At 45.0% G+C, this 17,647-nt stretch carries 15 protein-coding genes; 4 read left to right on the forward strand and 11 right to left on the reverse strand.

Annotation, left to right across the window (positions count from 1 at the left end; genetic code table 11):
- Window positions 1–17: 17 nt before the first annotated feature.
- Together glgA and H9L42_RS09675 are read left to right on the forward strand one after the other, a co-directional pair.
- The gene (glgA, locus tag H9L42_RS09670) at window positions 18–1,526 is read left to right on the forward strand and encodes a glycogen synthase GlgA (protein WP_187303202.1); all 1,509 of its coding nucleotides are present in this window, start codon (window positions 18–20) and stop codon (window positions 1,524–1,526) included.
- An 11-nt stretch (window positions 1,527–1,537) separates the two neighbouring features.
- Window positions 1,538–4,762, forward strand: coding sequence for a 4-alpha-glucanotransferase (locus tag H9L42_RS09675; RefSeq protein WP_187303203.1), 3,225 nt, complete (start codon window positions 1,538–1,540; stop codon window positions 4,760–4,762).
- Here H9L42_RS09675 and H9L42_RS09680 read toward each other — a convergent pair.
- A complete protein-coding gene (locus tag H9L42_RS09680) occupies window positions 4,736–5,665 on the reverse strand; it encodes a glucokinase (RefSeq protein ID WP_187303204.1) in 930 nt (309 codons plus the stop codon). The two genes, H9L42_RS09675 and H9L42_RS09680, sit on opposite strands and share 27 nt — an antisense overlap.
- A 70-nt stretch (window positions 5,666–5,735) precedes the next feature.
- Here H9L42_RS09680 and H9L42_RS09685 point away from each other — a divergent pair, with 70 nt between their 5' ends.
- Entirely contained in the window at window positions 5,736–7,469 is a 1,734-nt protein-coding gene (locus tag H9L42_RS09685; protein WP_187303205.1) for a phospho-sugar mutase, read from the forward strand.
- 76 nt (window positions 7,470–7,545) lie between these two features.
- Here H9L42_RS09685 and H9L42_RS09690 read toward each other — a convergent pair whose 3' ends face one another.
- From H9L42_RS09690 to hslO, 7 genes are all read right to left on the reverse strand, one after another.
- The gene (locus H9L42_RS09690) at window positions 7,546–7,950 is read right to left on the reverse strand and encodes an HI0074 family nucleotidyltransferase substrate-binding subunit (protein WP_187303206.1); all 405 of its coding nucleotides are present in this window, start codon (window positions 7,948–7,950) and stop codon (window positions 7,546–7,548) included.
- Window positions 7,937–8,227 (reverse strand): nucleotidyltransferase family protein, encoded by a 291-nt coding sequence (locus H9L42_RS09695; RefSeq protein ID WP_187303207.1) that lies wholly within the window; start codon window positions 8,225–8,227, stop codon window positions 7,937–7,939. Before H9L42_RS09695 ends, H9L42_RS09690 begins: the two co-directional genes overlap by 14 nt.
- Before the next feature lie 57 nt (window positions 8,228–8,284).
- The gene (locus H9L42_RS09700; protein ID WP_187303208.1) at window positions 8,285–9,232 is read right to left on the reverse strand and encodes an AEC family transporter; all 948 of its coding nucleotides are present in this window, start codon (window positions 9,230–9,232) and stop codon (window positions 8,285–8,287) included.
- 139 nt (window positions 9,233–9,371) lie between these two features.
- Window positions 9,372–9,812 carry a PaaI family thioesterase gene (locus tag H9L42_RS09705; protein WP_187303209.1) on the reverse strand — a complete coding sequence of 147 codons (441 nt, stop codon included), beginning with the start codon at window positions 9,810–9,812 and terminating at the stop codon, window positions 9,372–9,374.
- Between the two features lie 98 nt (window positions 9,813–9,910).
- Window positions 9,911–11,428 (reverse strand): DUF1846 domain-containing protein, encoded by a 1,518-nt coding sequence (locus H9L42_RS09710; RefSeq protein WP_187303210.1) that lies wholly within the window; start codon window positions 11,426–11,428, stop codon window positions 9,911–9,913.
- Between the two features lie 161 nt (window positions 11,429–11,589).
- Complete coding sequence (locus tag H9L42_RS09715) at window positions 11,590–12,015, reverse strand: YwiB family protein (RefSeq protein ID WP_187303211.1); 426 nt, start codon at window positions 12,013–12,015, stop codon at window positions 11,590–11,592.
- On the reverse strand, window positions 12,015–12,932 hold the full coding sequence (gene hslO, locus H9L42_RS09720; protein ID WP_187303212.1) for an Hsp33 family molecular chaperone HslO: 918 nt from the start codon (window positions 12,930–12,932) through the stop codon (window positions 12,015–12,017). Before hslO ends, H9L42_RS09715 begins: the two co-directional genes overlap by 1 nt.
- A gap of 170 nt (window positions 12,933–13,102) precedes the next feature.
- Between hslO and H9L42_RS09725 the strand changes: the two genes are divergently transcribed.
- On the forward strand, window positions 13,103–14,374 hold the full coding sequence (locus H9L42_RS09725) for a S1C family serine protease (RefSeq protein WP_187303213.1): 1,272 nt from the start codon (window positions 13,103–13,105) through the stop codon (window positions 14,372–14,374).
- Between the two features lie 74 nt (window positions 14,375–14,448).
- On the opposite strand, the gene spoIIR is transcribed toward H9L42_RS09725, so the two are convergent.
- The 3 genes from spoIIR to H9L42_RS09740 all read right to left on the reverse strand — a co-directional run bounded on the left by spoIIR (window position 14,449) and on the right by H9L42_RS09740 (window position 17,633).
- Window positions 14,449–15,018, reverse strand: a complete 570-nt coding sequence (gene spoIIR / locus H9L42_RS09730) for a stage II sporulation protein R (protein ID WP_187303214.1) — start codon at window positions 15,016–15,018, stop codon at window positions 14,449–14,451.
- A gap of 74 nt (window positions 15,019–15,092) precedes the next feature.
- Window positions 15,093–16,976 carry a DUF3794 and LysM peptidoglycan-binding domain-containing protein gene (locus H9L42_RS09735; RefSeq protein WP_187303215.1) on the reverse strand — a complete coding sequence of 628 codons (1,884 nt, stop codon included), beginning with the start codon at window positions 16,974–16,976 and terminating at the stop codon, window positions 15,093–15,095.
- Window positions 16,977–17,117: 141 nt separating this feature from the next.
- Window positions 17,118–17,633: a SprT-like domain-containing protein gene (locus tag H9L42_RS09740; protein WP_187303216.1), complete on the reverse strand. Its 516-nt coding sequence runs from the start codon at window positions 17,631–17,633 to the stop codon at window positions 17,118–17,120.
- Window positions 17,634–17,647 lie beyond the last annotated feature (14 nt).

A 17,647-nucleotide genomic window follows, 5' to 3' on the forward strand; every position in this document is an offset into this window, starting at 1 on the left:
AAAAGGAAATTTACGGGATGACAAAAAAACACGGAAAAAAACAAACTCAGAAAAAAGCACCGGCGGCCAAAAAGACGCAGATCCTTTTTGCCGTCTTTGAGGCAGTTCCTTTTATCAAAACCGGCGGACTTGGCGATGTGGGAGGCTCCCTCCCACCCGCTGTCTGCAAAGCAGGGGCGGACATGCGTGTCATGCTGCCAAAGCTTGAAAGCATTCCACCGGAATACAAAAGTCGTATGAAGCGAATTGCGGAGTTTTCGGTTCCCTTAAGCTGGCGCCAGATGTACTGTGGAATTGAAGTTCTCAAAGAAAAAGGCGTGACTTGGTATTTTGTGGACAACGAATACTATTTTAAACGCCCTCTCCCCTACGGATACGAGGACGACGCGGAACGGATCGCCTTTTTCAGCAAAGCAGTGTTAGAAAGTCTGCAGCACATTCCCGATTTTACACCGGATATCATTCACTGTAATGACTGGCATACGGCGCTGACACCGGTATTTTTGAGGGAACATTACATGCAGCTCCCCCTATATCAAAAAATCGGAACTGTTTTTTCCGTGCACAATCTTAAATATCAGGGCATTTTCCCGGCATCTGTTCTTGGAGATGTCTTGGGGCTCGCGGACAGCAAGCCCGCGTCGGATCAGCTGGCGTATGGCGATGCAGTCAATTATATGCAGGGAGCTCTTTATTACAGTGATCGTCTTACAACCGTAAGTCCCACCTACGCGGAGGAAATCTGCACCCCTTATTTCGGAGAGCATATGGACGGAATCTTTCAGCAGCGCCGCAGCATTCTCAGTGGGATACTGAATGGAATCGACACTTACAGCAATTCTCCTGGCAGAGATTCCTTCCTTTTTCAGAAGTATAACCGTTCTACCTTCCGGGAAGGAAAAGCGGCCAATAAGCAGGCGCTTCAAAAAAAATTGGGACTTGCTCAGGAGCCGAATACCCCTCTCCTTGTGATGATTACCCGTCTGACAGAGCAAAAAGGCCTGGATCTGGTTTTAGGGATTTTAGACGAGCTTCTTTGTGAAAATATCCAGCTGGCGGTTCTCGGCGTTGGGGAAAGCAAATATGAAAATGCCTTCCGTCATTATCAGTACAGGATGCCAAATAAAGTAAACGCCTGTATTACCTTTGATCCGGCTCTGTCCTCTGAATTTTACGGAGCCGCGGATATGCTGCTGATGCCATCCAAGTTTGAACCCTGCGGACTTTCCCAGATGATCGCTATGCGCTACGGTACGATTCCCGTTGTAAGGGAAACCGGGGGGCTTAAAGACAGTGTCATTGCCTACAATCAATATGAAGATGCAGGAGACGGCTTTAGTTTTGCTAATTATAATGCTCACGAGCTTTTATTTACCATAAAACACGCTCTGGATATTTATTTTAATCACAGAGGTTCCTGGGAGGGAATCATACAGCGAGCCATGAAAAAGGACTTTTCCTGGAAAGCCTCCGCTCAGGAATATGTCCGGCTCTATGAAGGTTTAATCGCGCAAAGGGCGGAATAAGGAGAAGGGCTATGAAGATTTACCACAACTCACAGCTTCCGGAATATCGGACCCCCTCCGGCGCCGTACCCTGCGGTTCATCCGTCAGACTGTCCATAAAAGCCGCCGACTGCGGCGCGGACTATACCTGTGAACTGAATCTGTGGCAGGAGGACTGCGGCGACTTACGATTTCCTATGGAAAAACAGATTATGGACGATGGGAGCCTTTGTTTTACAGTCTGCGTCAATGTTACCCAAACTCCGTCTTTATGCTGGTATTATTTCCTTTTAAAAGGATCCGGCCAGCAGATTTATTATGGAAACAATTCCCGCCATCTCGGTGGTGAAGGGCAGATTTGGGATCAAATCCCTCCTGCTTTTCAGATTACAGCCTACCAGCCTGCTGCTGTTCCGGACTGGTATAAATCTTCCGTTGTATATCAGATCTTCCCCGATCGGTTTGCCAGAAGCGAAGACTGGATGCAGCGCCAGGCAGCGGCGGATAACGGGCCCGACTGGAAAGGTCCGGCCCGGGTAGTTCTGCAAAACTGGAATGATACTCCTTTTTATACGAAAAACTCGCGGGGTGAAATTACACGCTGGGCCTTTTTCGGCGGAACTCTTGAAGGGATTCGTGAACACCTCTTTTACCTGAAAAGTATGGGAGCGGGAGCGATTTATCTGAACCCCATTTTTTCCGCTGCAAGCAACCACAAATATGACACCGCTGATTATCAGCAGATCGATCCCTCTTTTGGAACAGATGAGGATTTTCGCCGGCTGGCTTCTGACGCAAAAAGACTGGGAATCCGCCTGATTTTGGATGGAGTATTTAACCATACAGGAGCGGACAGCATCTATTTTAACCGATATGGCAATTATCCCGATCCGGGAGCCTGCCAGGGAGACGATTCTCCCTACTATAAATGGTTCCGATTTTCCCGCTTTCCCGACCAGTATCAGTGCTGGTGGGGTGTAGAGGATTTACCTGATGTGGAAGAGCAGAATCCGGATTACCAAAAATTTATCTATGAGGGAGAGGACAGCGTTGTACGCAGGTGGCTGCGGGAGGGCGCCTCAGGATGGCGTCTGGACGTAGCCGATGAGCTTCCCGATTCCTTTATCCAAGGAATCCGCGGCGCCATTCGGCAGACAAACCGGGAGGGACTTCTCCTAGGCGAAGTTTGGGAAGATGCCAGCAATAAGGTTAGTTACGGAATCCACCGCCGCTATCTGCTCGGCAATGAACTGGACGGTGTGATGAATTATCCGATGCGGGAGGCACTTCTCAGTTTTATGTTGGGGAAACAAAGCGCAGACGACGCAGTCCGGCAGCTTCGCAGTCTGGCGGAAAACTATCCTCCAGAGAATTTTTACAGCTGTCTCAATCTCATTGGCAGCCACGACCGACCAAGGATTCTTACCCTTCTGGGAGATCCTCCTCCGAATCTTACGGATCCGGAAAAAGAAGAATATCGGTTGCCTGAAGATAAGCTGCGGCTTGCGAAAAACAGATTAAAGGTATTATCTCTGCTTCAATTTATACTTCCCGGCGTGCCCTGTATTTATTACGGAGATGAAGCGGGGCTGCAGGGGTTTGATGATCCGCTAAACCGTGGAACCTATCCCTGGGGACGGGAGGATTCCGAGCTTCTTGCCCATTACCGGATGCTGGCGGGACTGCGTAAACAGTATCCCTTCCTGGTTTCCGGAGGATTTTCTCTGCAATCCTATGGAGAGCATGTAATTCTATGTGAGCGGAGAGCGGATTCCAGGGAGGAACAAATTCTGGCTGTAGTAAATCGTCATTTATTTGGAAATGTCTCTGTCGAAGTAGAACTTCCGCAAGGCGCCGGCTGGGTTTTCGATCTGATTACAGCGGAGCCCCTTTCTTCCAATGATGGCACCCTTTTTCTGGATTTGCCGCCTCTGTCCGCAAAACTTTTATACTGCAGAAAAAAAGCGCCGGCAGAACTGCCACTTCCACGGGCCGCCGGAGTTTTGTGTCATGTGTCTTCCCTGCCGTCGGGCAGGCTGGATGAAACGGCGCAGCAGTTCATCGACTTTTTAGAAGCGGCAGGGCAAAGGCTTTGGCAAGTGCTTCCTCTGAATCCAACCGATAAAGAAGGAAATTCCCCTTATTCCAGCCCCGCTGTTTTCGCGGGGAATACAGAGCTCTGCCATCCGGAATATAAAAGCATTGACTCCGAAGAATACCGGGCGTTTTGCAGAGAGGAATCCTTTTGGCTGAACGATTTCGCGCTGTATACGGTTTTAAAGCTGCAGTTTGATGATCTGCCATGGCAGAAATGGCCTGAAGAAGAACGAAATCGACGAAACCTGGACTACTGGAAAAAAGCAAAATCTGCCGATTTAGAAGAAATAAAAAAACAGCAATTTTTCTTCTGGAAACGCTGGCAACAGGTTAAAAGCTATGCGAATAAAAAGGGGATCTCCATCATCGGCGATCTGCCTCTCTATGTGGGAATCGATAGCGCGGACACTTGGTCTCACCCTGAATATTTTCTTCTGGGGGAAGACGGATTTCCGCTGGCGGGCGCAGGCGTTCCTCCTGATTATTTTAACGAAAACGGACAGAACTGGGGAAATCCTCTCTATGATTGGGACTCCATGAAAAAGGACGGGTACCTTTGGTGGACGGAGCGTATTTCCCAGGCAATCCGGCGTTTTGATTATGTAAGGATAGATCACTTCCGCAGCTTTTCTGCCTTTTACGCGATTCCTCAAGGAAAAACAGCCAGGGAAGGATACTGGCTTCCCGGCGCGGGGCATGAATTCTTTGAAACTCTGACGGAAAAGCTGGGGCCCCTCCCCTTTTTAGCAGAGGATTTAGGGCTTTTGGACCCGCAGGTTCGCAGTCTGCTTGCCCTTTCCGGATATCCGGGAATGTTGGTATATCAGTTTTCAGAGGAAGAGATGCGGCATCTTCCAAAAGATATTGCGGAGCGGAAAATCTTTTATACCGGTACCCATGATAATCAGACTCTGGCAGGCTGGTGTGAGGAACATTCCCTTTCTCCGGATTCAACAGAGACGATTATCAGGGAACTATATGAAAGTCCCGCCGCCTGGGTAATTACCCCTCTGCAGGATCTTTTGGGACTGGGAAACGAAGCTCGCATGAATATACCAGGCCAGACAAAGGGGAACTGGAAATGGCGCGCGGAAGCTTCACATCTTACGACAGATCTGGCCAAACGAGTCGCTTCATGGGCGGCAGACTCCTGTCGTTAAACGCTGAGCATAAGACGCTGCTCCCAAAGACGGAGCCTCTTCATCAAGGATAACCTGGACTGGAACAGCTTCCAGAAAAGCTTGGAATCTTCCCTTTGCGGTAAAGACTTGGCAGAATAAGTCCGAGTCCAGAAGAGAAAAAATTTTCGGCACCATACCGCCGCCCAGATAAACGCCTGCGGAAGCCTTGAAGGTAAGAGCAAGGTTTCCTGCAAAGGCTGCGAGAATACAAGTGAATATATGGATGGACGTAAGAGCTTCCGGCTCCTTTTCCAAAGCTGCGGAGGTAATCTGTTCCGGGCTGCGGGGCTGCTCCCCCGATTTTAAAAAAGCCGCGTCAATATTAGCAAGGCCCTGACCGGACAGGACTCTTTCATAGCTGACATGGCCATACTGCCGGCGCAGAAAACGAAGAACCTGTTCCTGCTTTGCATCTTCCGGCGCAAAATCCATATGTCCGCCTTCTGAAGAGAGGACAATTCCTTCTTTTGTAACTGCGGACACACCAAGTCCGGTACCAAGAGACAGGATGGCAGCTGTACCGCAGGAAGGCTTTCCTTCTTTGAAAAAGGGAATCTTTCCTGAAGGAAGATGGGGAATCGAATATCCCAGGGCCTCTAAATCGTTTAAAACAGCAATTCGGGGAATTGACGGCAGCCTTTCCCGAAGCTGTGCAGAGTCGATCGACTGGCCAGTATTCGTCAGTTGAACCCGGCCGCCGGAGACAGGTCCGGCAGCTGCGATGCAAATCGCGTTTATATCCTTTCCCCGGACCTGGTCCGCGAGAAAGACACTGAAATCGGAAATCGCCCGAGTAGCGTATTTCTTTTTTTCCAGACGCCTATGTCCATCCCAGAAAGTACAAAGGGTTTTCGTACCCCCAATATCGACTGTTAAAATCATAATAAAAGCCTCCGTGTTTTTATTATGCTAAGTATATCATATAAAATCAGCAGGAAGTGAGGAAGAAAACATGTTAAATAAAGAAATTGAAGACCGTTATCAGCAGTGGCTTTCCAGCCCCTGTTTTGATGAAAATACGAAAGCGGAACTGGCCGCGCTTACTGATGAGAAAGAGATCGAAGATCGGTTTTACTGCGATCTGGAGTTTGGAACCGGCGGCATGCGAGGTATGCTGGGAGCAGGAACAAACCGGATGAATGTCTATCTGATCCGCAAACTGACTTACAGCTTCGGGCAGGTAATTTGCGATCATGGCCCGGAAGCGAAAAAGAGAGGAGTCGCTATTGCTTATGATTCCCGCCGCTTTTCAGAAGCATTTGCTCTGGAAACTGCCCTTGTTCTGACGGCGTGCGGAATCCGCGCTTATCTCTTTGACAGCCTCCGCTCTACGCCGGAGCTTTCCTTTGCCGTTCGGGACAAACACGCGATTGCCGGCGTAATGATCACAGCCAGTCATAATCCAAAGGAATACAACGGCTACAAGGTTTATTGGGAAGACGGCGCTCAGCTACCGCCTGCGGAAGCGGACAAGATCATGGAAAAAATGGCGGAATGCGGATGGGATATTCCGATAATCACCAGAGAAGAAGCTCTGGAAAGCGGTCTTCTTGAAATGCTGGGCCAGCCGACAGATAATCGTTACCTGGCCTGCGTAAAGGAACAGCTCCTTCATCCGGATATGGACCAGACCCACGGCGGAGAGCTGAAAATTGTCTACACTCCTCTTCACGGCGCGGGCCGGGTCTTTGTAGAAAGAGTCCTTTCGGAAAGCGGATTTTCTCAGGTCTTTACTGTGCCGGAACAGGCGGATCCGGATACGGAATTTTCTACCGTAAAAGTTCCGAATCCAGAGGATGACGGGGCCTGGCAATTAGCGCGGAAATACGCGGGTCAGCAGCAGGCAGATCTTTTGTTGGCCACGGATCCGGACTCGGATCGTCTGGGCGTACAGTGCCGGAACGCGGATGGAACCTATTGTCATCTGACTGGAAATCAGATCGGAGCGATTCTGGCATACTACATTATCGGTTCTCAAAAGGAAGAAGGGAAACTCCCCCAGGACGGCGTTATGCTCCAAAGCGTAGTTTCCACAGCTCTCACAGAACCTCTGGCCCGAGATATGGGCGTACCTCTCATCAAGGTGCCTGTGGGCTTCAAATTTATCGGTGAACAAATTAAGAAGATGGAGGAAACGGGAAAAGGTACCTTCCTCTTCGGATTCGAGGAAAGTCTCGGCTATCTGAAAGGGACTTATGCCAGAGACAAAGACGCGGTGCTTGGCGCGGCCCTCGTCGCGGAAGCCGCCCTTTATTATAAAACCACACAGGGCAAAACACTGGCCGATGTGCTGGAAGAGCTCTTTGAAAAATATGGGTATTTCCTGGATGAACAGGTTGCCTGCACCCTTATGGGAAAAGACGGCAAAGAGCGGATCGGACAGATCATGGATCGCCTTGCCGCCGATTCCAGAGAAAGTCTGGGCGGGCAGACCATCGCAAGCCGCGAAAATTACAAGAAGCAGGAACAGAAAAAAGATGGAAGCGTGCTCCCTCTCGATTTTCCTTCTGTTAACATCCTCGGCCTTACCTTTGAAAACGGTGGATTTATCAAAGCTCGCCCGTCGGGAACCGAACCGAAAATCCGGTTTTATTTCTGTATCGCCGGAACTTCCCGCCAGGACGCGGAGGAAAAACTCAAGCAGACGAAAGAAGGGTTCTTTTCCCTCATTGCGGATCTGCTGTAGGGAGAACAACACAACTGCATTTTCTGTCGAAAAAAGAGAGTTTTTGCAACCAACTGCAAAAACTCTCTTTTTTAACCTAAAACTTTTTTATCTGTTCTCCATACAGTTCCTCCAGCTTTCGCTTTAGCTCTTCAAATGCCGGAATGTATTCCTCTAAAATCGTTTCAACCATATCTCTTGCAGCATTTCCATTGTAAATATGCGTCATATCATTTCTTGCCTCTAACATAGAAAGCCACAGTGTTTCATCCAAAAAGCTATAGGACGCATATGCTTCTTTTATAATTGCTCGCGGCGAACCTGACGCGGCCTGGGAATTCCCTTCATACTTCATCAGTTCTTTCAAAAGCTTCCATCCCAACTCAAATTGAATAAAAAATTTATCAATAATCCCGCTTATAATAAACTCATTTGACAGATCCTCATTCTTCGCAGAAGAAAGTACCTTTAGATTTGCCGCATAGTTTTCATATTTTTTCATACAATAAAACCCCTTCCCTTTCAATCGAATTCCGCAACTCCGGAGAAAGCTCCTGTTCCAGGTTTACCACATCATATTTTAGCAGAGTCCATGTCGTATCTTCTATATCCAGGGAAAACCGTATGAAATCTCCGCCGCTAATCGCCAGATCAATATCACTCTTTTCCTGAAAATCTCCCCTCGCTCTGGAACCAAATAGAATCACTTTATCAAGATTATATTTTTGAGCCAGAAGTCTGATTTCGCTGATGACTCTTGGGTTTATTCCGGTATTCATAATCCCCTCCTTGTGTCTATCTTACTACATGGGATTTCGCTTCGTCAACGGTTCCTGTTACATCACAATCAGATTGATCATTTTAATCGAAAGTGGAATGGTAATAATGGATAAAACGGTACTGAGAAATAAAATCTTACTGGCCATTGTCTCGTTTTCCCCTTCCTGTTCGGCCAACATGGAAATCGTAGCGGCCGCCGGAAAGCAACATCCCAGAATAAGCATCGCCTTGATCAGCGGATCTACAGGAAGCAGAATTACCAACGCATATGTTAAAAGCGGCAGAATAATCAGCTTGTTCAGGGTTCCTTCTATGACAATATGATCTTTCAGAATTTCCAGCATACTGCATCCTGCCAGCGTAGAACCGATATAGATCATTGCCATAGGAGTGGAAACGTTTCCAATGTATACCAGATACTCATCAATTGCTTCCGGCATGGTCCAATGCAAAGCGCTGATAAGAAACCCAATAATAAGCGCGATTACATTGGGATTAAACAACACTTTTAGAAAAGAACGGAAAATGAGTCTCGGCGTCCGGCGGCGGATCGCGTCTTTATTCCGTCTGAGCACATGGGTACCGTAAGTAAATACAAAAAAGTTCATCGCGGCGTTATGAGCGAGCATAAATAAAAACCCTCGTTCTCCGAAAAAGATCAAAGTAATGGGAAAGCCCATAAATCCGTTATTCGGACTTAGAGATGAAAGCTCTACAATATTGGAAACATCCCGGGGTACCTTTCGGAATTTGCAGTAAAGATACATCCACCCGCCGTAAGCAAAAAAGCAGGCTAGCGTCAGCAACAGCATCAGCAGGAAATCGACGATTACTTCTTCATCCATTTCCAGCGTTCCCAGATTATGTACAATCATACACGGATAGGCAAAATAAACGATAAATTTATTGAGCCCGTGATTCATCGCATCATCTAAAAAACGAATTTTACGCAGGAAGTACCCTGTAAATAAGATAGCAAATAAAACCAGATAGTTTGCGTACATAAATTCTTTCTCCTTAAGTCCTTTTAATCCTGTAAGCCAACGGTATTATATCATAGAAAAGAAAATACGCACAGAAGATTGTCGCCTGAAGGGACTTTCTTACTGCGCGTACTTACATATTCCTTAATTTCTGACAGAACTAAATGGATTCCTGCTTTTTATACGGTACGAAGGTACCCGAAGCAGTTGCCACAATTTTTCCGCTCTGCTTTTCTCTGGCAACGCATGTGGTTCGAATCAGCGTCTTTCCAAGGCTTGTAATCTGCGTGGAAAAAATAAACGCGCCACTGAGGAACGGGCGAATAAAACTCACCTGCAGATCCGCGGTCGAAACGCTTCCTGTCCCCTGGTATGCGGCCGCGGTCACACCCATCGCTGTATCAAACATAGACGCGATAGCGCCTCCGTGAATCTCATCTCTCTGATTCTTCTCCCATTCCTGGGTACAGAAAAGGATCTCCGAGCTCTGATCATCCTCCTGATAACCCAGGACAAAGGGGTCCAGCATATTGTTCAGGCGGAGTTCGCTCGGATGCTTAACGTGCTGCAGAATCTCTTCAAATCGTTTTCCTATATCCATCTGACATCCCTCCCGGATTTTTAGTTTACAAGCTATTTTATCAAAATCTGCAGGAAATGCAAAGAAAAATTAAAACATCATAATTATTTCCTGCATCTTTAGCTGAAATACAAATTATTCGTAATATACTCCGGATCGCAGGTCACATCAATCCCCAGAGAACGGATCGTCTGTTCGTCTCCCTCACTCAGGATAGCGGTACAGTGCGCCTGACAGCCCCTCAGATCGGAAAGCTTGCTGAGAGCGACCTCCGCGGAAGGGTTTGTAGCCGCGGAAATGGTCAGAGCGCTGAGTACTTCCTCACAATGAAGACTGGTCTTTTCATGATGCAGAATCTCCGTTTTCATATCCTGAATTTTCTTTAAGATCCCGGGTGAAATCAGATGAATTTCATCTGCCATGCCGCACAGAACTTTGACCGCGTTCAGAATAACCGCCGCGGAAGCTACCATTCTGCGAGAGCTGCGGCCGGTAACGATCTTGCCGTTTGGAAGTTCCAGAGACATAACAACCACATTTTCGTAACGCTTGTCATAGTTTCTTTTATATTCCGCGTATTCCCGCGCGGGTTCTACAACACGGCGATCTTCGATTTTCAGTTCAAGTTCGTCCATTAAAAGTTTAGAGCGTTCCACGGCTCCATCGTCGATCCTTCCCTTTTTATAATCGCACAGAGCGTTCAGATACCGGCGAATGATTTCCTGACACGCGGCTTCTTTTACCACTTCATCATCAATAATACTAAATCCCGCCCGGTTAACGCCCATATCCGTAGGGCTTTTATATTCGGATTCTTCTCCTGTAATTTTTTCGATGATTCGCTTTACGACCGGAAAGACTTCTAAATCTCGATTATAGTTGACTGCCATTTCTCCATAGGCTTCCAGATGAAAGGAATCGATCATATTCACGTCCTTCAGATCCGCGGTTGCTGCTTCATAGGCCACATTCACCGGATGCTTCAAAGGAATGTTCCAGATAGGGAATGTCTCGAATTTCGCGTAACGGACCTTTTTTCCCCTTTTATAGTCATGATAAAGCTGGGACAGACAGGTTGCCAGCTTTCCGCTTCCCCCGCCCGGTCCTGTCACAACAACCAGAGGCTTGCTTACCTCTATATAAGGGTTGGCGCCGTAGCCTTCATCGCTTACGATTGTATCTACATCGGTCGGATATCCCTTTGTAAAGCGGTGCCGATAGGTTTTGATTCCCCGACGCTGCAGTTTGTTGAGGAACATGTCTACCGCGGGAGCATCATCCTCATACCTCGTTACAACAACGCTGTTTATTTCCAGATCATAGTGCCGGAACGTATCGATCAGCCGGAGCACCTCAAGATCATAAGTAATTCCAAAATCCGCTCGGGTTTTGCTGGTCATAATGTCTCCAGAATAAATACAGATAATTATCTCAGCCTGATCCTTCATTTTCTGCAGCAGCTTTATTTTCGAGTTTTCATCAAATCCCGGCAAAACACGCATCGCGTGCTTATCCTGCACTAATTTCCCTCCGAATTCCAAATAAAGCCGCTCGCTTTCACCCGCGTTAATTCGCTCCAGGATATATTTCGACTGCTCTTCAATATACTTATTTGCGTCAAACCCTATTTTAGCCATTAACTTCCTCTCCTTCTGCTAACTATATACCTTTTCTTTTCTCAATTACAAAAATACAACCGCGCCTACCAGCGTAGTCACAACCATCGCCGCAATGATCGCGACTGCGACGATCCGGATTGCTTTTTTGCTCATCATAATCAAATCCCCTCCCTTTTTCCTTACATAAGCTGTATGTTCAATTTATTGCGCCCTTCCGCAAGCCCTTTCAGGCTGATGTGGTAGTCAATATCCAATGTTCCTTTCCCTTCCGGGGTCAGATTGTTTTCAATATGGTTTGTAAGAACTTCCATTTCAATAGCGCCAAAAGGGGTATCATAATAACCGGTATACCGCTTTCCCTTTTCAAATTCAATCTCTGTATCGATTCCTACTTTCTCACCAATCCGTTTCATTTTTATCGTCCCGCCCTTCAGCTTCAATCTTGTTTTGCATCCGGGCATTCCGGAAATTTCACTTTCATCATAAAGAAGATACATGGAATCTCCCTTCTGGTACAACTTTCCTTCTGTAATAAATTCCATCTTATCTTCTTCCATATCCGCGTTCATCTGCGTCCCAATTATTTTCATCATAATTTCTTTCATCACGACATCTCCTCCAATATCCGCTCTAAATGGGGTTTATCAAAATGATATTTTTTCAGACAGAACTGACACTGCAGCTCCGCCTCACCGTCTTCTTCCAGAATTTCTGTCAGATCCGTTTTTCCTATGCTCATCAAAGCCTTTTCCAGCCGCTTTTCACTGCAGTCACAATTCCATCGAATCTCCCTGCTTTCTAAAGGCTCTACTTTATATTCTTCCGGCATTTCACCGAAAATTTCATTCATAAGCTCTAAAACGATTCCATCTTCGCTTTTACCCGCGCACCTTTTCGAAACTCCATCAATTAGCGTCGTAAGAGGCGGCATCTTTCCGATCATTTCCTCCAGAGCGTCGACGGACCCTTCCTCTGCTCCCGGGAGCATCTGAATAATCATACCTCCCGCCGCTCCGACTTTGTAATCTCTTTCAATTTTTACGCCCAAAGCCACAGATGTATTCTGTTGCTCGGAAATAAAAAAGTACGCAGTCAAATCCTCTGCGATTTCCCCGTTTACCAGTGCAATTGTTCCCATATACGGCTCTTTCAACCCCAGATCTTTGATAACCGTCAGATCTCCTATACCAATAGAGCCTCCTACATCCAGTTTTCCTTCCTTTGTGAGAGGAAGATCCACATCGGGATTGGCGATGTATCCTTTCACATTTCCATCTCCGTCAGCTGTAGCGAGAATTTGCTTTGCCGGACCGTCTCCCTTAATAATCAGAGTTAGTTTATCCTCTTTATTTTTAAGCATAACCCCCATTATGCCGGCTGCTGTAAGAACTCGACCCATCCCTGCTGTCGCGAGAGGTGTTGTCATATGTATTTTCCGAGCTGTTTCTACCATATCCGTTGTAACTGTGAGATAAACCCGAAAGGATTTACTTTTATCGATTCCAATTAAAACCTTGCTCAATTTCCTTCCCCCCTATTTTATCTTTTTCCTTTCAATTCTACCATAGTTGTAAGAAATTATTAATATCTTTATTTCATATTTACATTCATTCAACACAAAAAAATCATATAAAATGTGTATATTAAGTTCAAACAAGAGGAAAGTTTTAAAGCAAAGGGGGAAAATAAACTATGGATCATTATAACAACGATCAATACCAATACACAAGCGGTCCGAATCCCGGACAACTGATTCCTTCGGGAATGGGAGAACAGGAGCCGCAGCCCGGAAGAGGCAGAAAGAAAAAAAAGAGCGGTAAACCGATTACTCTGACAAAAACAGGTCTCGTCGCAATTATTGTGCTTTGCGTTTTCCTGTCAAGCGCTTTCGGTTTTGGAGGAGCTTATCTGGCAAATTCAGCTTCACCGCAGTATTCCGCGGGACAGGATAATACCACAAACGCAAATACAACCGGATTTAATCTGGAAGACGCGACGGGAAGCGAAATGACAGTTCAGGAGATTACAGCGAAGACTCAGGATTCTGTTGTGGAAATTAAAACAGAGTCTGTCCAGACTTCTCAATGGATGGATCAATATGTGACCGAGGGCGCGGGAAGCGGTGTAATTGTAAGAAGCAACGGGTATATTATTACAAATAACCATGTTATAGAGGATGCCAGCACTATTACGGTTACTACAGCGGATGAAAAGGAATATGAGGCAAAAGTAGTTGGCAGCGACTCTAATACCGATATCGCGGTTCTGAAAATTGACGCCAAAAACCTGACCGCGGCTACCATGGGAAACAGTGATCAGCTAAATGTAGGCGATATGGCAGTTGCTATTGGAAATCCTTTGGGTGAACTGGGCGGCACCGTTACGGCAGGTATTATCAGTGCCCTGGATCGTTCTATCAGTCTTGATGGAAAAACCATGTCTTTGATTCAGACAGATACTTCTATCAATCCGGGAAATTCCGGCGGCGGGCTTTTCAACCAATATGGACAGTTAATCGGCATTGTAGTGGCGAAATCCTCCGGTTCCGATGTAGAAGGTCTGGGATTTGCTATTCCGATTAACAAAGCTGCGGACGCTGCCAGCCAGTTAATTGAAAACGGATATGTAAGCGGACAGCCATACACAGGAATGTCTTATGTGGATATGTCTTCTCAGCAGAGCGGCGGAACCAGCGGGCTCGAAGAGTTTTTTGGCGGCGGACAGAGCTCTCAGGGAGCCGGCAGTGTCTATATCCAGGAAGTAACAGGAACCAACGCCAAGAAAGCTGGTTTTAAATCAGGAGATCTTGTTTATTCCGTAGATGGGCAGGAAATTGACAGTTTTGAAACTCTTTCCTCCATCATTACTTCTCATAAAGTCGGGGATAAGGTGACTTATATCGTGCTCCGCGACGGACAGACAAAAGAAATTGAGTTAGAGTTAGAAGAAAGAACTTCCTCTTAATAAGTAATAATAAGATATGCAAAAGACCCGGTAAGCTAACAGCTCCCCGGGTCTTTTGCATGTTTCAATTTTTTCTATTTTTCTTTTAAAATATCCATTAATTTCCACTTTATCTCAATTTTTTGTTCCTCGCTGATCCCCATCTCTTTTATAGCTTCTTCATCTTCTTCTATAAGGCACAGCGGTGGAAAGAGTACACACCACCAGTTTTGCCCTTCTCCTCTCCCAAGTGTCAGATTTAAAGCTTCATAATTTCCTGCCGGAAAATACATATCTCCATAAGTTTTTTCAGGGATCCATCGGATTCCAAGATTCGCCTCCGCTTTATAACTCTTTCCATTTTCCTCAATTACTTTATTTGCTGTCTCTTCCATATCGTTTAAATGTGTTTGCAGATATTCTCTGGAATCTTCGATACTTTGGCTTTCCTGCAGACTTTTAGTCTTTTTGATAATTTCATCTCTTACCTTCAGTTTCAGTTCCTGATCTTCTTCGCTGTCACTGTTGGCGATCACATGGAGCCGTATAATCCCGCTATATTGATTCTGCGGCGTGTCCTCATATGTATAAAAGAGAACGACTGCCATTACAATAACTAAGATCAGACTCAGTACACATTTTTGTTTTAAATCTGAATTCTTCATAATAGATAAAGCCCTCCTTGTATTTTCAATTCTTACCATGGAGGGCTTATTTTATACTTAATTTATGGGATTTTCTATTTTACAATAAGCAGCCGCATATTTTCTTTTACATCTTCATTGTCCTGCATCTGATTGATCTTTCTTATGGTATCAACGCCTGTTTTATATTTTTTCGCTATATTCCAGAGACTGTCTTCCTTTCTCGCGATATAAATTACCATGGAAGATGGGCGTTTATTCGAATCATTTTCCACAAAACATGGATTCTTAATCAGTTTTATATTCTTTTCTTCAATAGCGGTAGCTTCAATTTGCAGACTGGCATTTACTTCAACCTGCTTGTCGTTTATTTTATCAAACCAGAGTTCCCGAATTTCGACATTACTTTCAATTTTAACATTATCACGATTATGCGGAAGTTCCAGAGAACTTCGGAATGAAAGGTCCTGTCTGACTGCGAAAGGTTTTCGATTTTCCTCGGAAAGGCACAAGATCTCTCCTGTAAGAATCCCTTCTACGATCACTTTTCCTCCTTCAAACCGGCTTTTCTTTTCTTTGATCATGCCGTTTATGTACAGTATTTTCTCTGCGTTTCCGTATTTCTCCGGGATATGAAAAATTTCCCTCGCGGTTGTTTCACTTCGGCTGTTTCCTAAAATAGCCTCTACCTTTTCTTCGGAACAATCATAGGTTGTATCTTTGGTATTATGATACAGATCGGATACAATTTCCTTCTCAATGTTGCGAAGCAGTTCTACGGATGTGTGGATATTTCCTGAAATAGAAAAGCCATCTTCTGTTCCTTCCGTTATCTTTATTTCCAGATCCTGATCGTTGAAAGTAACCCGGCTTCCGCTAATCTCTTTTTCCTTATCAATTAAAATAAATTGAGTGAAATCGGTCTTTCCCTGAAAAAAAGCTGTTCTTTCGTAAATTTCCCCTTCTTCCACATCTTCTCCGGCATAGAGAACATCAACCCACAGATTCGCGTTAATTACAATTTTTTCTTCTGTAACCTGTCTATGATTTTCCACAATGCGAATATCAGTATTTAGAATTTTTGAAGGCCGCAAAGATCCATCTTTTAAATGCAGATCTTCTGAAATTTCAATGGAATCTTCTTTTCTTGCAGCTATATGGCTGATAGATACGGTTTCTTTCAGAAGCTCCAGCTTTTCATTGCGCAAACTGTCAAACAACTTAAGATGTTTTTCCGCGTATTCTTTCATGAAAAGTTTTACGGTTATTTTCGCGCGAAATTTGCGCTCATTAATCACGGTATATTCTATCTTTTCAATTTCAGGCCGAATGGAAGTATAAGAAATTGGAGAAGCACTAATCGGCCAGTCTTTTTTAAACGGCAGACGTGACTGTATAACCGCGATAGGATCTTTGTTTTCTTCCTTTTGTGGGATATAGATTGTATGAATAGAAACTTCTCCCGTTACACGGATATTCCCTGATTCCCCTTGCTCTGCCTGAATTTCTTGTTCGGAAAGATAAGCATTCCCGCTCATGGAGAGAATCGAAAGTAAATCCGGCTTTACATCCGGAACTAAAACGTCTTCCTCTACTACTATTTTTGTATCTTCATTCTGGCAGACTGTACAAATATTCAAATCATTATATACACAGGAAGCGGAAAGCGGTGTTATTCTCATCGGATCCACAATAGGCTTTTTTTCGATTTTTTCTTTTTCCTTTTCTTTAAAAATAATTGGATCCGCTTTTTCCTCTGATTCTTCCTTCACCGTTTCTTTTCTTTTTTCTTCTTCTGTCGGATTATTTTCCTCCGAAATGTCACCGTTCTCTTTCTTTATTTCCGGCGGTTCCGGCACTAAAAGCCGATCATAAGGAGTCGGATCAAATTCATCGTTGTTTTCTTGTTTATCTAAATCCGCATCTTCCGATTTTGCCGGCTGCAGCGCGAAATCAGGTATCTTTTCCTCATAGGTCATAATGATTCCCCCTCTATTTTCTGTACAATATTCTTTTAAATTCTATGCGGATAGGAAATCATTCATTCCTTGTTTTTAAATTACCTGTATTTAGCGATTTTAAAATTGTAAATAATTAACAAAAGCAGATCTTTTCATTTTTCAGATCTGCTTTTCACAATTTAATCTTCCGCCACATCGACATCTGTATTGGTTGATATTTGTAATCAATTTGGAGCGTTTCTGTCGGTAAAACTTTTTGCCACATTTCTGGCACGTTATCACATAATTGATCTTTTTTTCTCTTTTTGGCGCTTCCAACCCCAATTCTTCATAAGTAGCTGTAGTTTTGATCTTATAGCCATAAGTCTGGTTCATTTTGGATGCGTATTCCTTCCACTTAGTACCGTGATTGTAGCATCCCCTACAGGTATGGAGCAGCTCATGAGCAAGAATCGTCCGTACAACCTTTTTGTCTGCCGCAAGAAGCATTTCTCCTATTTCAATCCTGTAGATCTCACCCTTGATGCCTTTTTCCCGTCTGCAAGCGGCAAACCGGCTGCGAGCTCTTTTGTTGATTGTGATTTCCGAATTTATTTTCCTGCTTACAGGTATTTTTAAATTCCGGCACTCTTTTATAAGCTCCTGAACACAAAATTCTATTTCTTTCTTATCCATGTTTCACGTGAAAC

Origin of the sequence: Zhenpiania hominis (assembly GCF_014333425.1) — a bacterium.
Taxonomy (GTDB): Bacteria; Bacillota; Clostridia; order Peptostreptococcales; family Anaerovoracaceae; genus Hominibacterium; species Hominibacterium hominis.